General features: G+C 51.0%; 20 protein-coding genes. 14 read left to right on the top strand and 6 right to left on the bottom strand.

Annotated elements, in window-relative coordinates; translation table 11 throughout:
• Positions 1–7: 7 nt before the first annotated feature.
• From fabG to ABYK60_RS09100, 6 genes are all read left to right on the top strand, one after another.
• Positions 8–754 carry a 3-oxoacyl-ACP reductase FabG gene (gene fabG, locus ABYK60_RS09125; protein WP_338588901.1) on the top strand — a complete coding sequence of 249 codons (747 nt, stop codon included), beginning with the start codon at positions 8–10 and terminating at the stop codon, positions 752–754.
• A gap of 159 nt (positions 755–913) precedes the next feature.
• The gene (gene acpP, locus ABYK60_RS09120) at positions 914–1147 is read left to right on the top strand and encodes an acyl carrier protein (RefSeq protein WP_011760092.1); all 234 of its coding nucleotides are present in this window, start codon (positions 914–916) and stop codon (positions 1145–1147) included.
• 155 nt (positions 1148–1302) lie between these two features.
• Positions 1303–2541 carry a beta-ketoacyl-ACP synthase II gene (gene fabF / locus ABYK60_RS09115; protein ID WP_372871683.1) on the top strand — a complete coding sequence of 413 codons (1239 nt, stop codon included), beginning with the start codon at positions 1303–1305 and terminating at the stop codon, positions 2539–2541.
• A gap of 130 nt (positions 2542–2671) precedes the next feature.
• Entirely contained in the window at positions 2672–3151 is a 480-nt protein-coding gene (locus tag ABYK60_RS09110) for an acyl-CoA thioesterase (RefSeq protein WP_372871682.1), read from the top strand.
• A 51-nt stretch (positions 3152–3202) separates the two neighbouring features.
• Positions 3203–4741 (top strand): FGGY-family carbohydrate kinase, encoded by a 1539-nt coding sequence (locus ABYK60_RS09105; RefSeq protein ID WP_372871681.1) that lies wholly within the window; start codon positions 3203–3205, stop codon positions 4739–4741.
• 24 nt (positions 4742–4765) lie between these two features.
• Entirely contained in the window at positions 4766–5641 is an 876-nt protein-coding gene (locus ABYK60_RS09100) for an NAD(P)-dependent oxidoreductase (RefSeq protein WP_372871680.1), read from the top strand.
• Positions 5642–5703: 62 nt separating this feature from the next.
• On the opposite strand, the gene cdd is transcribed toward ABYK60_RS09100, so the two are convergent.
• The gene (gene cdd, locus ABYK60_RS09095) at positions 5704–6594 is read right to left on the bottom strand and encodes a cytidine deaminase (RefSeq protein WP_372871679.1); all 891 of its coding nucleotides are present in this window, start codon (positions 6592–6594) and stop codon (positions 5704–5706) included.
• A gap of 96 nt (positions 6595–6690) precedes the next feature.
• Positions 6691–8103: an exodeoxyribonuclease I gene (sbcB, locus tag ABYK60_RS09090; RefSeq protein WP_372871678.1), complete on the bottom strand. Its 1413-nt coding sequence runs from the start codon at positions 8101–8103 to the stop codon at positions 6691–6693.
• Between the two features lie 196 nt (positions 8104–8299).
• Between sbcB and ABYK60_RS09085 the strand changes: the two genes are divergently transcribed.
• The 3 genes from ABYK60_RS09085 to ABYK60_RS09075 all read left to right on the top strand — a co-directional run bounded on the left by ABYK60_RS09085 (position 8300) and on the right by ABYK60_RS09075 (position 10502).
• Positions 8300–9115, top strand: coding sequence for a hypothetical protein (locus ABYK60_RS09085; protein WP_372871677.1), 816 nt, complete (start codon positions 8300–8302; stop codon positions 9113–9115).
• A gap of 14 nt (positions 9116–9129) precedes the next feature.
• Complete coding sequence (rlmA, locus tag ABYK60_RS09080) at positions 9130–10014, top strand: 23S rRNA (guanine(745)-N(1))-methyltransferase (RefSeq protein ID WP_372871676.1); 885 nt, start codon at positions 9130–9132, stop codon at positions 10012–10014.
• 278 nt (positions 10015–10292) lie between these two features.
• Positions 10293–10502 (top strand): cold-shock protein, encoded by a 210-nt coding sequence (locus ABYK60_RS09075; RefSeq protein WP_011760083.1) that lies wholly within the window; start codon positions 10293–10295, stop codon positions 10500–10502.
• Positions 10503–10875: 373 nt separating this feature from the next.
• Here the strand turns inward: ABYK60_RS09075 and ABYK60_RS09070 are convergent, their stop codons facing one another.
• From ABYK60_RS09070 to ABYK60_RS09055, 4 genes are all read right to left on the bottom strand, one after another.
• Positions 10876–11784: an ABC transporter ATP-binding protein gene (locus tag ABYK60_RS09070; RefSeq protein ID WP_372871674.1), complete on the bottom strand. Its 909-nt coding sequence runs from the start codon at positions 11782–11784 to the stop codon at positions 10876–10878.
• The gene (locus ABYK60_RS09065) at positions 11781–12620 is read right to left on the bottom strand and encodes an ABC transporter permease subunit (protein ID WP_372871673.1); all 840 of its coding nucleotides are present in this window, start codon (positions 12618–12620) and stop codon (positions 11781–11783) included. The genes ABYK60_RS09070 and ABYK60_RS09065 overlap by 4 nt, the downstream gene beginning before the upstream one ends.
• 27 nt (positions 12621–12647) lie before the next feature.
• The gene (locus ABYK60_RS09060) at positions 12648–13298 is read right to left on the bottom strand and encodes a YceH family protein (protein ID WP_372871672.1); all 651 of its coding nucleotides are present in this window, start codon (positions 13296–13298) and stop codon (positions 12648–12650) included.
• A gap of 134 nt (positions 13299–13432) precedes the next feature.
• Complete coding sequence (locus tag ABYK60_RS09055) at positions 13433–14263, bottom strand: S1 RNA-binding domain-containing protein (protein WP_372871670.1); 831 nt, start codon at positions 14261–14263, stop codon at positions 13433–13435.
• A 428-nt stretch (positions 14264–14691) separates the two neighbouring features.
• Here ABYK60_RS09055 and ABYK60_RS09050 point away from each other — a divergent pair, with 428 nt between their 5' ends.
• The 5 genes from ABYK60_RS09050 (at position 14692) to pdxH (ending at position 19565) form a co-directional block, all read left to right on the top strand.
• Positions 14692–14835, top strand: coding sequence for a hypothetical protein (locus ABYK60_RS09050; protein ID WP_372871669.1), 144 nt, complete (start codon positions 14692–14694; stop codon positions 14833–14835).
• Positions 14836–14941: 106 nt separating this feature from the next.
• Positions 14942–15817 carry a polyamine aminopropyltransferase gene (speE, locus tag ABYK60_RS09045; protein WP_372871668.1) on the top strand — a complete coding sequence of 292 codons (876 nt, stop codon included), beginning with the start codon at positions 14942–14944 and terminating at the stop codon, positions 15815–15817.
• A 28-nt stretch (positions 15818–15845) separates the two neighbouring features.
• Positions 15846–17756, top strand: a complete 1911-nt coding sequence (gene speA / locus ABYK60_RS09040) for a biosynthetic arginine decarboxylase (protein WP_372871667.1) — start codon at positions 15846–15848, stop codon at positions 17754–17756.
• 74 nt (positions 17757–17830) lie between these two features.
• Complete coding sequence (locus ABYK60_RS09035) at positions 17831–18760, top strand: adenosylmethionine decarboxylase (protein ID WP_372871666.1); 930 nt, start codon at positions 17831–17833, stop codon at positions 18758–18760.
• 166 nt (positions 18761–18926) lie between these two features.
• Positions 18927–19565 (top strand): pyridoxamine 5'-phosphate oxidase, encoded by a 639-nt coding sequence (pdxH, locus tag ABYK60_RS09030; RefSeq protein WP_372871665.1) that lies wholly within the window; start codon positions 18927–18929, stop codon positions 19563–19565.
• The last annotated feature ends 334 nt before the right edge of the window (positions 19566–19899 follow it).

Below are 19899 nucleotides of genomic sequence, written 5' to 3'. Positions count from 1 at the left end.
GTTTTCCATGTCTGTATCTTTGGATCTGACCGGCAAGGTAGCCCTGGTTACCGGCGCCAGCCGTGGTATTGGTAAAGCCATCGCCGTGACGTTGGCCGAAGCGGGTGCCACTGTCGTGGGTACTGCCACCAGTGAGAAGGGCGCCGCCGCGATTTCTGATTATCTGGGTGACAAGGGGTTTGGCCTGGTACTTAACGTAACCAGCAGCGAATCCGTTGCCGAAATGTTTACCGCGATCAAAGAAAAAGCAGGGGATGTTGATATTCTGGTCAACAATGCTGGGATTACCCGTGACAACCTGCTGATGCGCATGAAAGACGACGAGTGGGAAGAGATCATCGATACCAACCTCACGTCACTGTACCGCCTGTCCAAGCCGGTGATGCGCAGCATGATGAAAAAGCGTCATGGCCGTATCATCAGCATTGGCTCAGTGGTGGGTACCATGGGTAACGCCGGTCAGGTAAACTACTCAGCTGCAAAAGCCGGTTTGATTGGATTTACAAAATCTCTCGCCAGAGAGGTTGCATCTCGTCAAATTACAGTTAATGCTATTGCTCCTGGATTTATCCAGACTGACATGACCGACGAGCTGACGCCTGAGCAGCAGCAAGGCATCATGTCACAGGTGCCGATGGAAAGATTGGGACAGGCTCAGGAAATTGCCAATGCCGTCCTGTTCCTTGCCTCGGACGCTGCCGCTTACATCACGGGTGAAACCCTGCATGTAAACGGCGGAATGTACATGGTTTAAGGGCGAATGGCAGGGAACTGTCGCGTTTGGGTAGCGATAGGCTGGCGGACTTTGATTTTCGTGGTTAGACCACAAAATCGGGGCTTGCAATGTCAGCCAGATCGAATAAACTACTCGCAATCTTACGCAAGTGCGTAATTTGAATAGGAAAGAAAACTAATGAGCAACATCGAAGAACGTGTAAAGAAAATCATCGTTGAGCAACTGGGCGTTAAAGAAGAAGACGTTAAACCATCTGCCTCTTTCGTAGACGATCTGGGTGCCGATTCTCTGGACACTGTTGAGTTGGTAATGGCTCTGGAAGAAGAGTTTGACACCGAGATCCCTGATGAAGAAGCTGAGAAGATCACCACTGTTCAGGCAGCGATCGACTACGTTTCCAAGAATCAGTAATACTGAATTCCAGAAAACAGGCGGCTTATAAGGCCGCCTGTTTTTGTTTGGGCGCCGGAATTTTCTGCTGGTTGTACCAGCCTCCCTTTGGATTGCCATCTGGCTCACTCCGGCGCACCTTGGGCTTTAACATACAGTTATGAAAGGTGGCTCCTGTGACAAAACGTCGCGTTGTGATAACCGGTCTTGGACTGGTAACCCCTGTCGGCAATGATGTTGACTCAACCTGGAAGGCGCTGCTGGCCGGCAAGAGTGGTGTTGCCCCCATCACCAAGTTTGACGCCAGTGAATTTGCGACACGCTTCAGTGCATCGGTTAAAGATTTCGATGTGGAGCAATATCTGTCCAAAAAAGATGCCCGTAAGATGGATCTCTTTATCCAATACGGCATGGCTGCTGGCATTCAGGCCATTCGTGACGCCGGCCTCGATATGGACAAAGAAGACCCAACCCGTGTAGGTACCGCTATTGGCGCTGGCATGGGCGGTATGTGGCTGATAGAAGCCGGGCACTCGGCGCTGATGGCCGGCGGCCCCCGCAAGATTTCTCCCTTCTTTGTTCCCAGCACCATCATCAACATGATTGCCGGTCACCTGTCTATCATGTACGGCATGCGCGGCCCCAACTTTGCTGTCACCACGGCCTGTACCACAGGTGTACACAACATCGGATTTGCCGCCCGCTCTATCGCCTATGGTGATGCTGACGTGATGGTAGCCGGTGGTGCCGAAGACGTGACCTGTCCACTGGGAGTTGGTGGTTTTAACGCTGCCAAGGCGCTCTCAACCCGCAACGATGACCCACAAGCGGCCAGCCGCCCATGGGATCGCGACCGCGATGGTTTTGTGATTGGTGACGGTGCAGGTGTGCTGGTGATGGAAGAGTACGAGCACGCCAAGGCCCGCGGTGCCAAGATATACGCCGAGCTGGTTGGGTTTGGTATGAGCGGTGATGCGTTCCACATGACCTCACCTCCGGAAGATGGCGCCGGTGCCGCGCTGGCCATGACCAATGCCCTTAAAGACAGTGGTCTTTCACTGGAGTCCATTGGCTACATCAATGCTCACGGTACTTCTACACCTGCCGGTGACAAGGCCGAAGCGGCTGCGGTCAAATCCGTGTTTGGTGAGCACGCTTACAAACTCATGGTCAGCTCTACTAAGTCGATGACTGGCCACCTGCTGGGCGCTGCCGGTGCTGTGGAGGCTATTTTTACGGTACTGGCGCTGAAAGATGGCGCTGTGCCGCCAACCATCAATCTGGATAACCCGGATGAAGGCTGCGATCTTGACTTTGTGCCACACGAGGCCCGTCAGACCAGCTTTGAGTATGCGCTGTGTAACTCATTCGGTTTTGGTGGCACCAATGGCTCGCTGCTGCTGAAAAAGATGTAACACACCAGTCTAAATGGTTACTTAAGGCGCCGGGACGTTTCGTTTCTGCGCCTTTTCTTTTTGTTGGCGCATTCACGCGCTTACACTTTTGGCGTAAGCTTAAATCACTTAAACAAGATAGGGTTACACCATGGCCGGACAAGACAGGCACCTGACCTTACGTTTTCTCGCAGAGCCAGCCGATGTAAATTTCGGGGGTAAGGTTCACGGCGGTGCTGTGATGAAGTGGATTGACCTTGCAGCCTACGCCTGCGCGGCAGGGTGGAGCGGCAAATATTGCATTACTGCCTATGCCGGTGGCATTCGCTTCGTTAAACCGATCCACGTGGGCAATATCGTTGAGGTGAGTGCCAAGGTGATTTACACCGGCAACAGCTCGATGCATATCGGCATTGATGTGCGGGCAGGGGATCCCAAGGTGTCTGAGCGCCAGCTGACCACCCACTGTATTGTGATCATGGTAGCGGTGGATGATGCGGGCAATCCAACCCCTGTACCGGAATGGGTTCCCCAGACGGAAGAGGACAAGGCGCTTAGAGAGTCTGCCATTCTGCTGATGGATATGCGCAAAAAGATTGGTGCCGAAATGGCTGCCCACGTCACCCCCTGAACAGAGTCATACAATTATAAATATGAGCCCCGGTAACGGGGCGCTGTGCTTATGTCTGAAACTTCTTATTACCTCGCTTTTGACTACGGAACTCAAAGTACCCGCGCGCTGGTGTTCGATCGTCGTGGCAATTCCATTGCCAGTGCAGCAGTCGTTAATGAGAACTGTAAAGCTGGCCAGACTGCAAATGCTGCCGTGCAAAGCGGTGATTATTGTTACGGACAACTGATTGCTGCCTGTCGTAAGCTCTTTGCTGAACATACCTTAAGCCCAGAACAAATCATTGCGGTGACGCTGACTACCCAAAGAGCCTGTACTTTGCTGATGGACGATAAAGGCAAGGCGAATTCTGATGTGTTTATGTGGTCAGACAGACGCATGGTGACAGGTGAGTTGTCCCCCATGGGTTGGCATTACAGGGTAGGATTTTGGTTTAGTGGTATGACAGGACGTATCGACTATTTGCGCAGGGCGGCCAAAATCAATCTGATGCGTGAGCTCTTTCCCGGTAAGGTCGATGCAAGCGATAAGATTGGCCTCTTGAGTGGTTATCTTCTCACCCGCCTCAGCGGCAAGCTGGTCGATTCAACCGCATCGCAAGTAGCCTATTTGCCGTTTGATTATCGACGTCGAGCTTTTGCCTCACCCCGCAGTTGGCGTTGGCAGGCACTTGGATGCCGGCCTTCGCAGATGTTGCCGCTGATCGATGCGGCCAGACGCGTTGGCAATATTACAGAAGGTTTTGCCGAGCTGACCGGACTCAGACCCGGTACTGCTTTAATCAGTGCAGGTGCTGATAAAGCCTGTGAGGCTTATGCTAACGGTGCAGGCGAGAGTGGTCTGTTATCACTAAGCCTTGGCAGCGCAGCAACAGTTACCCTGGGAAGCAAGCGCTATTTCGAGGTATTCAGATATGCGCCAGCTTTCCCGGGACTTGAGCCTGACAGTTTTATGCCTGAAGTGCAGCTTGAGCGGGGATTCTGGTTGTTGTCATGGGCGCTGCAGGAATTTGGTGCCAGTGACAAAGAAGAAGCAAAAAGACTTGGGCTTAGCACTGAAGCCTATGTGATGGATGCTATCGCGCGTATCTCGCCGGGTGCTGATGGCCTGATGCTTTGTCCCTATTGGGCCCAAGGGGTGATTTATCCGGGGCCAGAGGCAAGCGGGATCATGGCGGGATTTCGACCTGATCACACCCGGGCTCATCTTTACCGGGCGTTAATAGAAGGGGTGTTGATGACTCTTGAGCGGGGTGCAAAAAGGCTTGTGGCTAAATCGGGTATACCTGTGAGCTTAATTCGGGTAAGTGGCGGTGGAAGTCAGTCTGACTTGGTCATGCAGCTTGCGGCTGATATTTTCAACTGCCCAACCGAGCGCTTAAACGTGCGGGAAGGCTCTGGTCTGGGAGCCGCCATGTGTGCAGCCGTGGCCATGGGCGACTATCCAGACCTCGCCAGTGCCAGGTTGAATATGGCAAAATCAGCCCGTCGTTTTGAGCCAGACCCGGCCAATGTAGAGTGCTACCGGCAACTATCAAAACGACATCAACGCCTGTACCCGGCGCTAAAATCATTATTCAAAACACGCTGAAAGCGAGACACGAAGGGAAGAACAATGGCAAAAGTGGCATTTCTCGGCTTGGGGGTGATGGGTTATCCCATGGCCGGACATTTAGTCAAGGCCGGTCACCAGGTGACTGTATATAACCGGACTTCCGCCAAGGCTGAAGCCTGGATAAAGCAATTTGGCGGTGCCATGGCGCTTACACCCAAATTGGCTGCAGAGGGGCAGGATATTGTTTTTACCTGTGTTGGCAATGATAAGGACTTGCATCAAGTGGTGCTGGGCGATGATGGTGTTATCCATGGTCTCAAGGTCGGCGCAGTGCTCGTTGACCACACCACAGCATCGGCCGACATAGCCCGTGAGATAGGCTCTGCGCTGAACGCTCAAGGTTTTGGCTTTATCGATGCCCCAGTCTCCGGCGGTCAGGCCGGCGCCGAAAATGGCGTGCTGACCGTGATGGCAGGTGGCGATGAAGCCGTGTTTAATCAGGTGAAAGACATCATCATGAGCTATGCCCGCTGCGCCGAGCGTTTGGGCGAAACCGGCGCTGGTCAGCTCACTAAGATGGTTAATCAAATCTGTATCGCCGGTGTGGTGCAGGGACTGGCCGAAGCGCTGCACTTTGCCCGCAGTGCAGGCCTTGATGGCGAAAAGGTGGTGGAAGTTATCAGTAAAGGCGCGGCCCAGAGCTGGCAAATGGAAAACCGCTACAAATCCATGTGGGCCGGTGAGTATAACTTTGGTTTTGCCATCGATTGGATGCGCAAAGATTTGGGCATTGCGCTGGAAGAAGCACGCCGTAATGGCTCCCACCTTCCGCTGACAGCTTTGGTGGATCAGTTCTACTCAGAGGTGCAGGCCATGGGCGGTAATCGTTGGGATACATCAAGCCTCATGGCACGGCTTGAGAAAAACCGTAAATAGCCCGCTATCCCAATAAGAAAAGCCCGCCGATGGCGGGCTTTTTATCGATATCTATTCTGATACTAAACAGGGTCAACAACCAAGTGCTCAAGCTCAACGGCGGCGACTGCGTGCAGCGCGTCCATTGTGGCACCAACAAGGGAAATTTTGCCCTGAGAGGATTCAATCAAAATTGCCCGCCTGATGTCAGAGAAATCTCGATTGTGTCGAACCAATGCCGATAAAGCCATTTGCATGGGCAGCATCGAGGGATTAAAGGCAGCATTTTCTGCATAACGACCACAAAAGCTGGCACCATCTTCGGTTTCCAGTAATACCGCAGCATGGCACTGGCTGTAAGGCGCGTATGATAAGCTTGCATGATCGAGAGCTTCAATCAGCAGAGGGTCATCACTTTCCAGCTCAAGTTCTGTCTGCTGCTTTGCCAGCAGGGGAGTTTGGATGTTTAAATCTGCAGGTCCAAAAGCATACGGTAAATAATGTGATAAGGCGGCGGTGTCTTGTCCGGGCAGGTGAATACGAATGGCCTGACCGTCAATAAGCTCGTTCATAAATTGTCGGCAGTGGCCACAGGGGCTTGCGTTTACAATGATGTCGCTGATGTGGGTCTCACCGGATAACCAGGCATGACTGATGGCGCTTTGTTCTGCATGGACTGAATGGAACAGCGCTTCACCCTGAAGCTCAAGGTTGGCGCCCATGTAAAAGTCGCCGCCGCTGCCTACTGCAATGGCACCCACATAAAAATCACTCACAGGTGGTTTTGCCAGTGCAGCCGCGATAGGCAGTAATGCCAATCCCAGCCCATGACTATCGAGACCGGAAATGTCACTCAGATGTTTTACTTGCTGTGCATCCAAATGACCGCAAAAATGCTCTCCCAACATAGGGATAAGCGCATCGGCAAGCGTCTTGGGCAGTTCATTAATCCGGCGGACAAATCTGTCTTGCATGGCCGTTTCCTTCATTGTTAATTTTGCTGACTGACAGTTTAGTCATTCTGTTACAACTAAAATGGGATATGAGTCCCAAATCCACCGACGCTGACCTTAAAGTGACTGCAGGTATTGACACAAAGCGCCAAGCAATTTTTGTTTTTTTTCATCCTTGGCAGTTTCTTCAAGCAGGTTTTCCAGTCGGATAACGTAATCCGGGGAGCTCAGGCGGCTCTGACAAAATTCACGCCAGCGCAGACTTTCATCATAGGACAAGGTGAGAGGGTAGTTGCGGGCGCGGTAACGAAACAGCATTTCGGGCAGTCGCTGATCATCGAATTGTAATTCAAGTGCCGCCAGATGTTCCGGGGCCGTGGCGCGGATTATGTCCATTTTGGCGCGATCGGCTGGACTGAAAAAGCCGCCAGAGTAAAGCATGTAGTCTGGGTCTGAGTTTCGCAATTCCGACTCATCGTCAAACAGTAACGTCAGTTTTTCTCGAATTTCCGGATGCTGTTTTAAGCGCTTGTATTGCTCGCGGGCGAAGCCTTTATCTATGCCGAGCCTCTCAGCGTTGGCGTCATCCAGGGTTTTGGCCGTGGCTATAAAAGGGCATTTGTTAAGGTGAATTTGTTTAACTGGTACTGGCAGTTCATCAGGAGAAAGATCTTCCCGTTTGGTGTACAGACGGGTGCGCAGCGCGTCCACATCCAGTTCAATCAAGGGTTGAATGTCCATGGCCAGGTTTACACAAATCACCGCGTTTTTATTGCGCATGTTATGGGCGACGGGGGCTATGAGGGTTGCACAGCCCTGAGTTGCGGGAATTTTGGAACTGACATGCACCAAGGGTTGCATGCCTAGCACGTCTATTTGTTCCGCAACCGCTTGCTTGCGCCGCAGGCGAAAATAGTAGTCGTACAGTTTGGGCTGCTTCTCTTTGATTAGCCTGGCCAGCGCAATGGTTGCATAGACGTCGGACATGGCATCGTGGGCTTTGTCGTGGCCAAGTCCATTGGCAGCGGTCAGATGCTCAAGCTTAAAACTTGGTGACCCATCTTCCTTGGTTGGCCATTCAATGCCTTCAGGGCGCAGGGCATAGCAGGCTCGTACCAGGTCGATAATATCCCAGCGGGAGTTACCCTGTTGCCACTCGCGGGCGTAGGGGTCGATAAAGTTACGGTAAAAGCCATATCGGGTCACTTCATCGTCAAACCGCAACGAGTTATAACCGGCTACGCAGGTATTGGGTCTGCTGAAAATTCCGTGGATGCGACCCATAAATTCGGTTTCAGGCAAACCTTGTCGGTTGGTAAGTTGCGGCGTGATACCTGTAATAAGAATGGCTTCAGGCGAAGGCAGGTAGTCAGGGGCGACGCGGCAATAAAAGGTTTCGGGTTCCTCGATGATATTCAGATCCAGGTCCGTTCTGACACCGGCGAATTGTGCGGGTCTGTCCTTGGCTGGAGTGGCTCCAAAAGTTTCGTAGTCGTGCCAAAAAATTGAAGGCTGGATGTAATGCTCCATCGGGAGGTCTCTGTCCTTATTCATTGAACCCGTATCTTATCACCTGTTGAAGCATAATCACGTCCTGTACCGGATTAAGCGTGCTTGTTGGCTGAATATACGCCAAAGTTTGAGCTTTCGCAGTATTCGGCGCTGAAAGGGGATGAATGCAGATGTTATCGGGAGTAAAATGCATCGCCAGCAAAAGGATTTATGTATGTTTAGTCAGTTTTACCGCCTGCCAGAAATACTTGATGTCAGTCAGTCTTCCCGGGTCATTATCAGTTTGTCAAAAGATGTCAGCGATTATGTGCTGATGCAGGCGATTCGTGCGCCGCTGCTTGAACTTGTTGTTGTAAACGCCGGGGTAAAGGGCGAGTGGCTGCTAAGGCTTCAGGCTGGATTCAACTGTTCACCCTACGCAGAGACCTGTGTCACCGGTAATCGCCCTGATCAGGCATCTGTGCTGGAACGAACTGTTGGACAGGGTGTAAGGCTTTATACTTGTAGTTCAAGAGCGCCAGCTCGATTGATTGAAAGGCTCAGGCGTGGTCTTTTAATTTCTTTTGCACCCGCCAATGACAATAAACTGACTATCTGGTTGGAAACTGATGGTGACTTTGAGCTGGTGAAATTAGAAACTGATCTCAGGTTGTCGCAAGACCCTGAGGTACTGCAAACCGCCAAATCGGTACTGGCACGGGAACCGGAATACGGAGTCCATAGTGCCTCACTAGCGATATTGATTACCGAACTTGAACAGGCTCGTCGTGAACTGCATGAATATCTTAGCGGTTCTGACAAGCATCCGGGATTGACCGCTGAGGCGCTGAGGCTGGAGCCCATGCTTGCTCAGCGGCGTCAGTGGCTGCTTCGACAATACGCATCCAGCCAGGAGCGTCACCCTCTGGGAGTGAGTGCAAATGACGTAGGCTGTGATACCGAGAAACTAAAACGTCTGCTCACTTGCTATGAACTACTGTCACCGCCAGATGTAAATGCCATGGTGCATGCCATCGCTGCGGAAGAATAATTGCGGAGTGTGTTTTGCCAGAACAACAGTCACAGCTTTTGGATCCATCACAGCATAACAGCGGTTTTATTTGTCCTTTGTGTTCTCTGCCATTGAAAGCCGAGGCAAACTCTCTGGTATGCGACAAAAATCATCGTTTCGACAGGGCGAAAGAAGGTTACGTTAACCTGTTGCCGGTACAGAAAAAGCGCTCCAGAGATCCGGGTGACAACAAAGAAATGATGCAGGCCCGAAGGCGATTTCTTGAGGCTGGTTTTTATCAACCCCTGAGTGACCGGGTAAATGCACTTGCTACTTCCTTGGCACAACCAGTAAAACGATTATTGGATTTGGGCTGTGGAGAAGGTTATTACACGGCGAGACTTGCGAATGCTTTTAGGGAAGAGTTAGTCACTGATGCCGTTGGTATTCAAACCTATGGGCTGGATATTTCCCGCGCAGCGCTCAGGGTGGCAGCCAAACAATATCCTGATATTCGTTTTTGCGTGGCCAGCAGTTTTGATACACCATTTAACAGTGGTTTTTTCGATTTTGTTTTACGAATCTATGCACCATCAAAGAGTGAGGAACTGGCCAGAATAGTAGCTCCGGGTGGCTATCTGCTGACAGTGTCGGCTGGTCCTATGCATCACTTTGCCGTAAAAAAGCGGATTTATGAGACGCCTCGGCTACATGAAGACAAGAATGAATGGCTTGCTGGCTTTGAGCCTGTCCACAGTGAGAGATTACAATGGCAGCTTGAATTGACGGAACCTGAGCACATTTTAGCGTTTCTGGAAATGACTCCCTACGCCTGGAAATTTACTCCAGAGGCAAAAATCGCGCTTGCAGCCAAGCCTTTTTCCTGTGAGTTGGATTTTCGGATAAATTTACAGCGGCGAATTACACAAAACCTGTAAATAGAATGGCTTGCCATGGGCTTGAACTATCTCACCAATGGTATGGTGTGCGGTATTCGGGCAAATTTAAGAAATTTAAGTAAAAAATCGGTGCATCAGGCTCATTGGTATGTTGACTTATACCCTAGATAGTTTATAGTCGATGAAGCTTGAAGGTTGGATTTATTTTGTGTTCCGCACGACCCGTTAGTCCTGTAAACATTAAGTAATACCGGCTTTTCCCGCTCCACCGCCATAATTGGCAATTGTTTAAATATTTAATGTTACAGGATACGCATATGTCTCAAGTGACTGGTGTAGTTAAGTGGTTCAACGCCGACAAGGGTTTTGGTTTCATCGCTCAGGAAGCTGGCCCAGATGTGTTTGTTCACTTCCGCGCCATCAACACTGACGGTTTCAAGACTCTGGACGAAGGTCAGAAGGTGTCTTTCACCGTGACTCAGGGTCAGAAAGGTCCTCAGGCTGAGAACGTAACCGTTATCGGTTAATTCTCCAAAGAGATGTAATAAAGCCGTGGCAATTGCCGCGGCTTTTTTGTATCTGGATTTTCAAGATTGTTGTGTTCGATGGTCTTGGTTATCGGTTGCCGTCGATTATCTGAGGAAGGGTTTGTGTCCTGTATGGCTTAATGTTTGTCTGATTGGTAATGCTTGGATGTGTTGAATAGCTTTGTCAGTCTGGTTATCAGCGATACAGTCTTTTGGTCTTTTTTCTTCTCCTTAAATTAATATCCTCAGGTATACCGGATCAAAGTCTTGCTCAAGGGTGTTTCTCAAACACAAAAAAAGCACCCTGCAGGGTGCCTTTTTATCCAGGAAAAGTGTCATTTGATGAATGCCAGCGATTCTGCAATTCTATGCATTATGAGAAAAGCTTGTCCTCAAGGCTTTTGCCATTCAACAGCTGCCTGTACTTCACCCCTTCAGTGGCCATAAGGCCCAGCAGCGCCTGTTCCAGTTGGTAAGGCGTCTCAGCAGCCACCTGATAACCAATAATGAACTCTCGTCCATTCTGCTGTGATTTTACATTGGCTACGCCGGCAAGCGCTGCCAATTTGCCTGCGAATGCCTCATCGGCGCCATTTTGCAGACTGAGGGTAAGGTAGCGCTCGTCAGTGTCGGATTTAATCGACAGCGACTGGCTGAGCTTGCCTTTGTCGAGGTAGAGCACTGTATCGCAAAGTCTTTCCAGTTCTTCAAGGTTATGGGATGAGATAAGAAAGGTGGTCTTGTCTCCTGCGTGGGCGATAAGCTCTCGAATGCCACGGGCGTTGGCGGGGTCCAGGCCGGCCGTGGGTTCATCCAGCAATACCAGTTCAGGGCTGCCAATCAGCGCCTGAGCGATGGCAACGCGTTTACCCATACCATGGCTTAGCGCAGTGGGCTTGTGATTGCTGGCTTCCACAAGTTGTACCAACTCAAGCACCCGCTGGGTTTCCATTTTCGCGGATTTCGCGCTGAAGCCCTGCAATTTGGCAAAGAAGCTCAGCTGCTGGCCCACGGTAAAGTTAGGGTCGAGCAGCGCATCCTGTGGCAGAGCACTAACCCTGCCAAGCAAGCCGCGATGACCCGGTGGCAGGCCAAGAATATGAATACTGCCTGCGTCTGGCTGAATGTAGCCACACATCAGGCTCATCAGGGTCGTTTTACCGGCGCCATTTGGGCCTACCAGTGCTACCGGGGCGCCGGCGCTAACTTCAAGTGTGACCGCGTCCAGCGCGGTCTTGCTGCCATAGTGTTTGGTCAGCTTGTCGGTCACAATCAGGTTCACAGTGCGCTCCTTCTCATATACACCAGTCCCAGTCCGAGCAGCACTGCGGTTTGGATAAGTGGCAGTGGCGAGTGAAGCAGGGCGCCTGCGGGGGTATTGTCTACCAGGTTGTCAATCTGACTGCCTGGCAACAGCCAGTCAATGGCAGGCAATCCCGGTACGTAATAAGCCACCAGGGCGGCAGCGATTTTAATCACACACCAAATCAACACGGCAAACAGCGTAGCCTGTCTGGCGCTGGACGCATACAGCGACAACAGTGCCATCATGGCGACGTAGGGCAGGATCACAATCAGCAGGTTGAGCAGGACCAGCACCCCATCGGTAATGGCTACGCCCACCAGATCGGTGTCGCGAACCATGGTCAGCAGCAAGGTCGCCACGCCCGCAGTGATGATATATGCGCTTTGCAGTAAGGTTTGCCCCAACACCCTGCCAAAGAACAGCGCGTCGCGTCCGCTGCGCTGCACCAAAAAGCGGAAGGTTTTGCGGCTTTTATCCGAGGCGAACTGATCAGCACTGCTTAAAATGGCAAATAACGGGAACCAGTAGAGGCTTATCACCCAAAAAAGCGCAAGTTCCGCTACATCCCAATTCAGCAGGTATTTGGGACTGACAACCCCAAGCAAGTCGGTCAACATACTGCGCATATGCGGATCGGCCAGATACTTGGCGGCGCCGCGAATGGGGTAATACAGAATAAGCCCCCACACCAAACAGTAGGCGATAAGGGCTATCAGCCCCCGAAAGTTAAAAAAGCCCTTAATGACTTCCTGTCTGGCAATGAGCCACACATGGGTCAGGGCGCCCGGCTGAGCGGGGGCATTGGATGACATGGTAACGTCCTGTTTTTATGTAAAGTACTAGTTTTCGAGTGCATCGAGACGCGACTCGAGGGCGGCGATGCGCGCTTCGAGGGCGGCAATTCGTTCATCATTGTCGGTGCTGGCTGCTTGGGATGAACTGGCCACGGAAAAGGGGGCACTGCCAGCGCTGGTAACAATTGCCTCGCTCTCTTCCAGAATAAGCAGAGCAAACCGACTTTCACGTTTACCGGGTTCACGGGCAAGTTGCGTCATCAAGGGCGTGTCCCGACCAGCGAGGGCTGCGAGGGTGCGTTCTACTTCCTGAATATCTTTGAATTCGTGCTGACGCCCGGCGCGGGTGCGCAGTTCGCCTGGTGTTTGAGGGCCGCGAAGCAGCAACAGGGCCACCACGGCGGTTTCGGCTTTACTTAGCTGCAGATCAGAAAATTCGGTGTTGCAGAATCTGTGCTTGTATTTCATTACGCGGCTGCCAAAGCCGGACTGATCGCTTACCAGCCGCTTTTTCGCGAGATTGTCCAGACCTGCCTGCACATCGGATTCAGACAGGTCCATAACGGGATCGCGGCTGGTTTTTTGATTGCAGGCCAAGGTAAGTGCATTAAGTGACAGGGGGTATTGATCTGGTGTGGTGACTTCTTTTTCTAAAAGACATCCGATTATTCTGGCTTCGATAGCGCTGAGTAGCATGCAAATCTCCTTGTAAATCTTTGACCTGTTATATCAAAGACACCGGAGCTTGCCCATAGGCAACGCATTTTGTTACCAGATAAAAAATGCGGTGAATAGTCACCGCATATTTTCTGACCCGGCAAACATCGGCGTTAACTTAAATAGATGCCGTTATTCTCGATACGGAGCTTGCCTTGTTTAAACAGGCCACCAATGCTCTTTTTAAAGGCCTTTTTGCTCATACCGAGCTCAGCATAAATCACATCGGCATCGGTCTTGTCACCAAGTGGCAGGAACCCTCCGGCAGCAGCGAGTTTTTTCAGAATATGCGCTGAGTGGGCATCGAGCTCATCTTTAGTACCTTTGTTAAGCACGAGATCTATTTTTCCGTCTTGGCGAACCTGCTTAATGAAGCCTTTGATTTTGTTCCCGGCACGCAATGGCTTGAACACATCGCTTTGATGGATAAGGCCCCAGTGGCGGTTTTCGATAATCGCCTTGTAGCCCAAATCGGTGCGTCCGGCGATAGTCAGCTTCACTTCCTGGCCTGGTTTATAGAACGCTGGGGTTTTATCAAGGAATTTGTCCAGCTTAGCCGAGGCAACAATGCGATCGTCGGCGCGGTTGATGTGCAGATGCACCAACTGATATTTGCCTTCTTCCGGTGGCCTGGTTTGCTCGGCAAAGGGCAGCAGCAAATCTTTATCCAGTCCCCAATCGAGGAAGGCACCGACACGGCTCACCGAAACAATTTTCAGGTTGGCAAATTCGCCCACCTGCGCCAGTGGCTTTTGGGTGGTGGCGATGGGGGTATCTTCGGAGTCCAGATACAGAAATACCTCCAGCTCCTGACCTACTTCCAGGCCGGCGGGGGCGAACTTGTTGGGCAGGAGAACCTGGCCAAGTTCTCCTGCGTTAAGGTAAAAGCCGAAATTGACCTGTTTAACTACCGGCAGGCGGCAGGTTTTTCCTAACTGGATCATGAAGTACCTAAAATCTGACTATGAATTATCTTGCCGGCTGATTATATCCCAATCGTCGTGATTTGGCTTGCCGGACTTTAGGCTTGTCCCGCGATTATTTTTGATACATTTGCTATTAAAAAATATTGAACACCCATATAGGCTCCTTTATGGATTTTTAAGGTTATCTAGCTGAATCTGCTAAATATTCTAGTGTTTTATTACCCGCTTTGTCAGTGCGGATGTAGTATATTCTGTAACTGCGTTCACAAATCCCAATTCTTGCTTGCAATCTTGGTTTTTGCAGGGTTTAATTGCGCCGTTTTCGGCTAATAGCCCGAGCTTTATTGCCTGTTATCTAACAGGTCTTTTCTTCAACGAAGGTGTTTGAATGGATCTACACCGCAGCGCCCACAAGAAGGCGGTTGCGGCGGTTAGGGAGTTGGCTTATGTACTATCATTTGCTGTCTGCACATTGCCTAAAATTGGCATCCTGCCTGACCCAGGATTTGGTTAACGTTGATACTGACGTGAAACACCTTACACTCATCCGCATCAATTCCGGCCGCGAAGAGGCCAATAGTCTCCAGTAAGCCGGTTTTTTTGACCATTCGGCTTGTCGTTTCCGGCGTTTCCATCGAAATGGCCGGTTGAGCGCATTCTACACTTGTTATACCGACACAATCGGAACCTTGATACATGCAAGACAATACGCTTTATTTCGAAACACTGCACAGCAGTTATGGCCAATATTTCGAGATAGATAAATTGCTTTACGAACAGAAAACCGACCAGTGGCACCTGTCGATTTTTGAAAACGCCCGCTTTGGCCGGGTGATGGCGCTCAATGGCGCTATTCAAACCACGGAAGCAGATGAATTTGTCTATCACGAAATGCTGACCCACGTGCCGGTTTTGGCCCATGGCAAGGTAAAAAGCCTGCTTATCATTGGTGGTGGTGATGGTGGTATATTGCGCGAAGTGGTGAAACACAAAGCTATTGAGCGTATCGTGATGGTTGAGATTGATGGTGCCGTGGTGGATATGTGTAAATCCTGGCTGCCAAACCACTCGGCTGGAGCTTACGATGACCCGCGTGTTGAGCTGGTTATCGCCGATGGCATGGACTACGTTGCCACAACTGAGGCTTGCTTTGATGTGATTATTTCCGACTGTACCGATCCGGTTGGCCCCGGTGAGGTGCTGTTCAGCTCTGATTTTTACGCAGGCTGCAAGCGCTGCTTAAATGATGGCGGTATTTTTGTGGCCCAGAATGGTGTGCCTTTTATGCAGGTTGAATCCTTGCAGGACACTGTGCGTCGCATGAGCAGTTATTCCCGGGAGTGCTGGTTTTATACTGCTGCTGTTCCCACTTACATTGGTGGAACCATGGCGTTTGCGTGGGCTACCGACAATCTGGAGGCGCGTAAGCTTGAGCTTGCAACCCTCGAGGCGCGTTTTAACGAGTCTGGCATCAGTACCCGTTACTACACGCCGGCTTTGCATCAGGCAAGCTTCGTTTTGCCAAAATATGTCGAACAGGCGATCCGGTCAGCCATGACCGTGACCGCATAAACTCTCTCTTTTTATAGGCACAATTGAGATGAACGAATGGTCTATTGATGACGCCCGCGCCGGGTACAACGTTGCCCACTGGAGCCAGGGTTTTTACGGGATTAGCGACGAGGGTGAGGTCACTGTCTCGCCGGATCCTAAAAATCCCTCTCACAAGATTGGTTTGAATGCGCTGGCCAAAGACATGGTGAAAGCCGGTGTGAGCCTGCCTGTGCTGGTGCGCTTCCCACAAATTCTGCACCACAGAGTGGATCACCTGTGCCAGATGTTCAATCAGGCCATTCAGAAATACGAATATCAGGCGGATTATCTGCTGGTGTATCCCATTAAGGTGAACCAACAGCAGACAGTGGTTGAAGAAATTCTGGCCAGTCAGGTGAGCAAAACCGTGCCTCAGCTGGGTCTGGAAGCCGGCAGTAAGCCAGAGCTGATGGCGGTACTTGCCATGGCGCAAAAGGCCAGCTCTGTGATTGTCTGTAACGGTTACAAGGACAAAGAATACATTCGTCTGGCGCTCATTGGTGAGAAGCTGGGGCACAGTGTTTACATTGTGCTCGAGAAAATGTCCGAGCTGCAGATGGTGCTGGATGAGTCCAAGAAGCTTGGTGTTACACCACGTCTGGGTCTGCGTGCCCGTCTGGCGTTCCAGGGCAAGGGCAAGTGGCAGGCGAGTGGCGGTGAGAAGTCCAAGTTTGGCCTTTCTGCATCACAAATTCTTAAAGTGGTCGATCGTCTGAAAGACGAAGACATGCTGGAATCGCTGCAACTGCTGCACTTCCATCTGGGCTCGCAAATCGCCAACATCCGTGATATCCGTCATGGCGTAGGGGAAGCCGCTCGTTTTTATTGCGAGCTGCGTAAGCTTGGTGCCAAGGTGAACTGCTTCGATGTGGGTGGTGGCCTTGCCGTTGACTACGACGGTACCCGCAGTCAATCAAACAACTCGATGAACTATGCGCTGGCCGAATACGCAAACAATATCGTGTCTGTGCTGACCGACGTATGTAATGAAAATGAGCAGCCAATGCCACGGATTATTTCAGAGTCCGGTCGTTATCTGACTGCTCACCACGCAGTGCTCATCACAGATGTGATTGGTACCGAAGTCTACAGTCCTGAAGTTATCCCGGCACCAGCAGATGAAGCGCCGCAGTTGCTGCATAACATGTGGAGCAGCTGGAATGAAATCAGCTCGCGTCTGGATCAGCGGGCGCTGATTGAAATTTATCACGATACCCAATCAGACATGGCTGAAGCCCATTCACTGTTTGCGCTTGGTCAGCTTAGCCTGGAAGATCGCGCCTGGGCAGAACAGTGCCATCTGGCGGTATGCCACGAGCTGCAGGGGCTGATGAATGCCCGTAACCGTTATCAGCGCCCGATCATTGATGATCTGAATGAAAAGCTGGCCGATAAATTCTTCGTCAACTTCTCATTGTTCCAGTCGCTGCCGGATGCCTGGGGTATCGATCAGGTGTTCCCAGTGTTGCCGCTGTCAGGTCTGGACAAGGTGCCTGAGCGCCGTGCTGTGATGCTGGATATCACTTGTGACTCAGATGGTATTGTTGACCAATACGTAGACGGTCAGGGCATTGAAACGACATTACCTGTACCGGCCTGGTCAGCAGAAGACCCTTACCTGATTGGTTTCTTCCTGGTAGGGGCGTATCAGGAAATTCTGGGCGATTTGCACAACCTCTTCGGTGATACCAACTCTGCAGTGGTGCGTATCGATGAAGAAGGTGAGACCTTTATCGAATCTGTACTGGCAGGGGATACAGTCGCTGATGTGTTGCGTTATGTAAACCTTGATGCTGTGTCTTTCATGAATACATATGAGGAGCTGGTCAACACCCATATCGTTGAAGATGAGCGGGCGATGATCCTTGATGAACTTCAGGTTGGTCTCAAGGGATATACCTACCTCGAAGATTTTTGATGACAGATAAGGCAAGGTGAAGAAAGGCCGGAAATACAGGGCGTGACCCTTTCCGGCCCTCTAAAAGAGTGAAGATGTTTTTTGAAGGCTCAGAAAAAAAAATAGAAGTAATTGTTAGGTCACAGCTTGGCTCTCTGCGGGCGCTTGGGCGCGAATTCTGGACAGAAATGGTAGCTTGCGCAAATGCCGAAATACTCTCCAGTATCAGCAATGAACAATGCGATGCATACCTGCTCAGTGAATCAAGCTTATTTGTCTGGCACGACCGATTCCTGATGCTTACCTGCGGTACCACTACACTGGCAAATGCCGTGGTGCGTTTTATCGAACGTGTTGGTGCTGACCATATCGCTTTCGCCAGTTATCAGCGTAAAAACGAGTACCTGTCACACTTGCAGTGCAGTGCTTTCAGCGATGATTTGAAAGCCATTCGTGCATTGCTTCCCGGGGATGCATTCCGCATAGGCCACCTGGATTCGCACCATCATTACATATTTACCAGTAGCCAGCCTTATGCAGCTGCGCCAAACGACCACACCAGTGAGCTGCTGATGTATCACATCCGTGGTGAAGCTGCCGATTACTTGCGCAGTGAACAGCAAAGCGCCACCGAGATCCGTCGTTTGTTGCACCTTGAAGCTATGCTGCCGGGATTTGAATTCGATGACTTCCTTTTTGAGCCATTCGGTTATTCCATCAACGGCATTCGTGGCGATCGCTATATGACCATTCATATTACGCCGCAGGAAAATAGCTCCTACGTGAGCTTTGAAACCAACTTGCCGCTGGAAGGTGACTATCGGCAGATTTTCTCGCGACTGTTGGGTATTTTGAACCCCGGCAGCTGGGATGAGATTGGATTTAATGCCGAGCGCCATACGGAAAACTATCCGGCGCACTTGTGTCTGGGCAGCTGCAGTTTATCCATGGCGCAGGGTTACAAGGTTGAATTCAGCCACTATCAGCAGTTGTGTCATGAAGTGCTGATCCCGGAAGCCATGTGATATTTTGCTATTGTCCTTTGCCGCCGTATCTCAGTGATTGCTTAAATAATTACCAAGTGCGTATCAGGCGGGATAAAAAACAAAAGCCGACATCAGTGTCGGCTTTTTTGTTGCGCGTCGAGCGGCTAGAATGCCTCAAACGATACTGTGCCCATAAGGATTTACCATGACAGATCTCAGCGACATCCGCCGTGAATACACCAAAGGGGGACTCAGGCGCAGCGAGCTGCCCATCGAGCCCATGGCACTTTTTGAGCGTTGGATGGAGCAGGCGAAGGAGGCGCAGCTGTCAGATCCCACCGCCATGTGTGTGGCCACGGTGGATGAGTATGGTCAACCGTATCAGCGGATTGTACTGCTGAAGCGGTTCGATGAGCAGGGATTTGTGTTTTTCACCAACCTCGGCAGCCGCAAAGCCACCCAGCTTAAACAAAACGCCCACATCAGCTTGCTGTTTCCCTGGCATCCTTTGGAACGGCAGGTCGCGGTGACCGGCGTTGCCGAGCAGCTTTCAACGGCCGACGTGCTTAAGTACTTCATGACTCGTCCGAAAGACAGCCAAATTGCGGCCTGGGTATCGGCGCAGTCATCTAAACTCAGTGCTCGTCAGGTGCTTGAGGCCAAGTTTATGGAAATGAAGCAAAAGTTCTCCACTGGTGAAGTCCCTTTGCCATCATTCTGGGGCGGTTATTTGGTTCGCCCTAACAGCATTGAGTTCTGGCAGGGGGGCGAACACCGGCTTCATGACCGCTTTCTGTATAGCAAAAACAGCAATGGCTGGCTGATTGACCGGCTGGCGCCCTAAGGGGGGCTTCGGTATACATTGGTGTGATGTTTCCGGCAAGCAGACCTTTTTTGTATGATGGAGCGCCGCGAGTGTAGATGCTGCGAGGATGAACACCTTCGTTTCATCCTCGCAGCATAAAAAGTGTAAGTTCCTGTCAGTGTTAAACTATTATATTTTGGCCATTTTCTGATCTGCCGACATTAGTTACTTCTCTAGTGAGTCCCAGGATTGGATTAATCCCTTCAGATTGATTTGCTTTATTGCAAGCAATAGACAGCCAACATCGGCATTTCGGTCTAGAGTATTATCAGACTTGCACTTCCGGGACTTGCAAAGCCAGTGGCTAACCTTG

Source organism: Shewanella sp. (assembly GCF_041630135.1).
Classification (GTDB): Bacteria; Pseudomonadota; Gammaproteobacteria; order Enterobacterales; family Shewanellaceae; genus Shewanella.
Note: the sequence above shows the minus strand (reverse complement) of the source record. Positions and strands in the feature narration are given on the sequence as shown.

Excerpts from the sequence above, each read along its gene's own strand:
- ABYK60_RS09060 (WP_372871672.1), bottom strand. The coding sequence starts at position 13,298 with ATGCTACTCAGCGCTATCGAAGCCAGAATAATCGGATGTCTTTTAGAA.
- ABYK60_RS09100 (WP_372871680.1), top strand. The coding sequence starts at position 4,766 with ATGGCAAAAGTGGCATTTCTCGGCTTGGGGGTGATGGGTTATCCCATG.
- ABYK60_RS09110 (WP_372871682.1), top strand. The coding sequence starts at position 2,672 with ATGGCCGGACAAGACAGGCACCTGACCTTACGTTTTCTCGCAGAGCCA.
- ABYK60_RS09035 (WP_372871666.1), top strand. The coding sequence starts at position 17,831 with ATGTTTTTTGAAGGCTCAGAAAAAAAAATAGAAGTAATTGTTAGGTCA.
- cdd (WP_372871679.1), bottom strand. The coding sequence starts at position 6,594 with ATGCAAGACAGATTTGTCCGCCGGATTAATGAACTGCCCAAGACGCTT.
- ABYK60_RS09065 (WP_372871673.1), bottom strand. The coding sequence starts at position 12,620 with ATGTCATCCAATGCCCCCGCTCAGCCGGGCGCCCTGACCCATGTGTGG.
- acpP (WP_011760092.1), top strand. The coding sequence starts at position 914 with ATGAGCAACATCGAAGAACGTGTAAAGAAAATCATCGTTGAGCAACTG.
- speA (WP_372871667.1), top strand. The coding sequence starts at position 15,846 with ATGAACGAATGGTCTATTGATGACGCCCGCGCCGGGTACAACGTTGCC.
- fabG (WP_338588901.1), top strand. The coding sequence starts at position 8 with ATGTCTGTATCTTTGGATCTGACCGGCAAGGTAGCCCTGGTTACCGGC.
- sbcB (WP_372871678.1), bottom strand. The coding sequence starts at position 8,103 with ATGGAGCATTACATCCAGCCTTCAATTTTTTGGCACGACTACGAAACT.
- ABYK60_RS09055 (WP_372871670.1), bottom strand. The coding sequence starts at position 14,263 with ATGATCCAGTTAGGAAAAACCTGCCGCCTGCCGGTAGTTAAACAGGTC.
- ABYK60_RS09105 (WP_372871681.1), top strand. The coding sequence starts at position 3,203 with ATGTCTGAAACTTCTTATTACCTCGCTTTTGACTACGGAACTCAAAGT.
- ABYK60_RS09050 (WP_372871669.1), top strand. The coding sequence starts at position 14,692 with ATGTACTATCATTTGCTGTCTGCACATTGCCTAAAATTGGCATCCTGC.
- ABYK60_RS09085 (WP_372871677.1), top strand. The coding sequence starts at position 8,300 with ATGTTTAGTCAGTTTTACCGCCTGCCAGAAATACTTGATGTCAGTCAG.
- pdxH (WP_372871665.1), top strand. The coding sequence starts at position 18,927 with ATGACAGATCTCAGCGACATCCGCCGTGAATACACCAAAGGGGGACTC.
- speE (WP_372871668.1), top strand. The coding sequence starts at position 14,942 with ATGCAAGACAATACGCTTTATTTCGAAACACTGCACAGCAGTTATGGC.
- ABYK60_RS09075 (WP_011760083.1), top strand. The coding sequence starts at position 10,293 with ATGTCTCAAGTGACTGGTGTAGTTAAGTGGTTCAACGCCGACAAGGGT.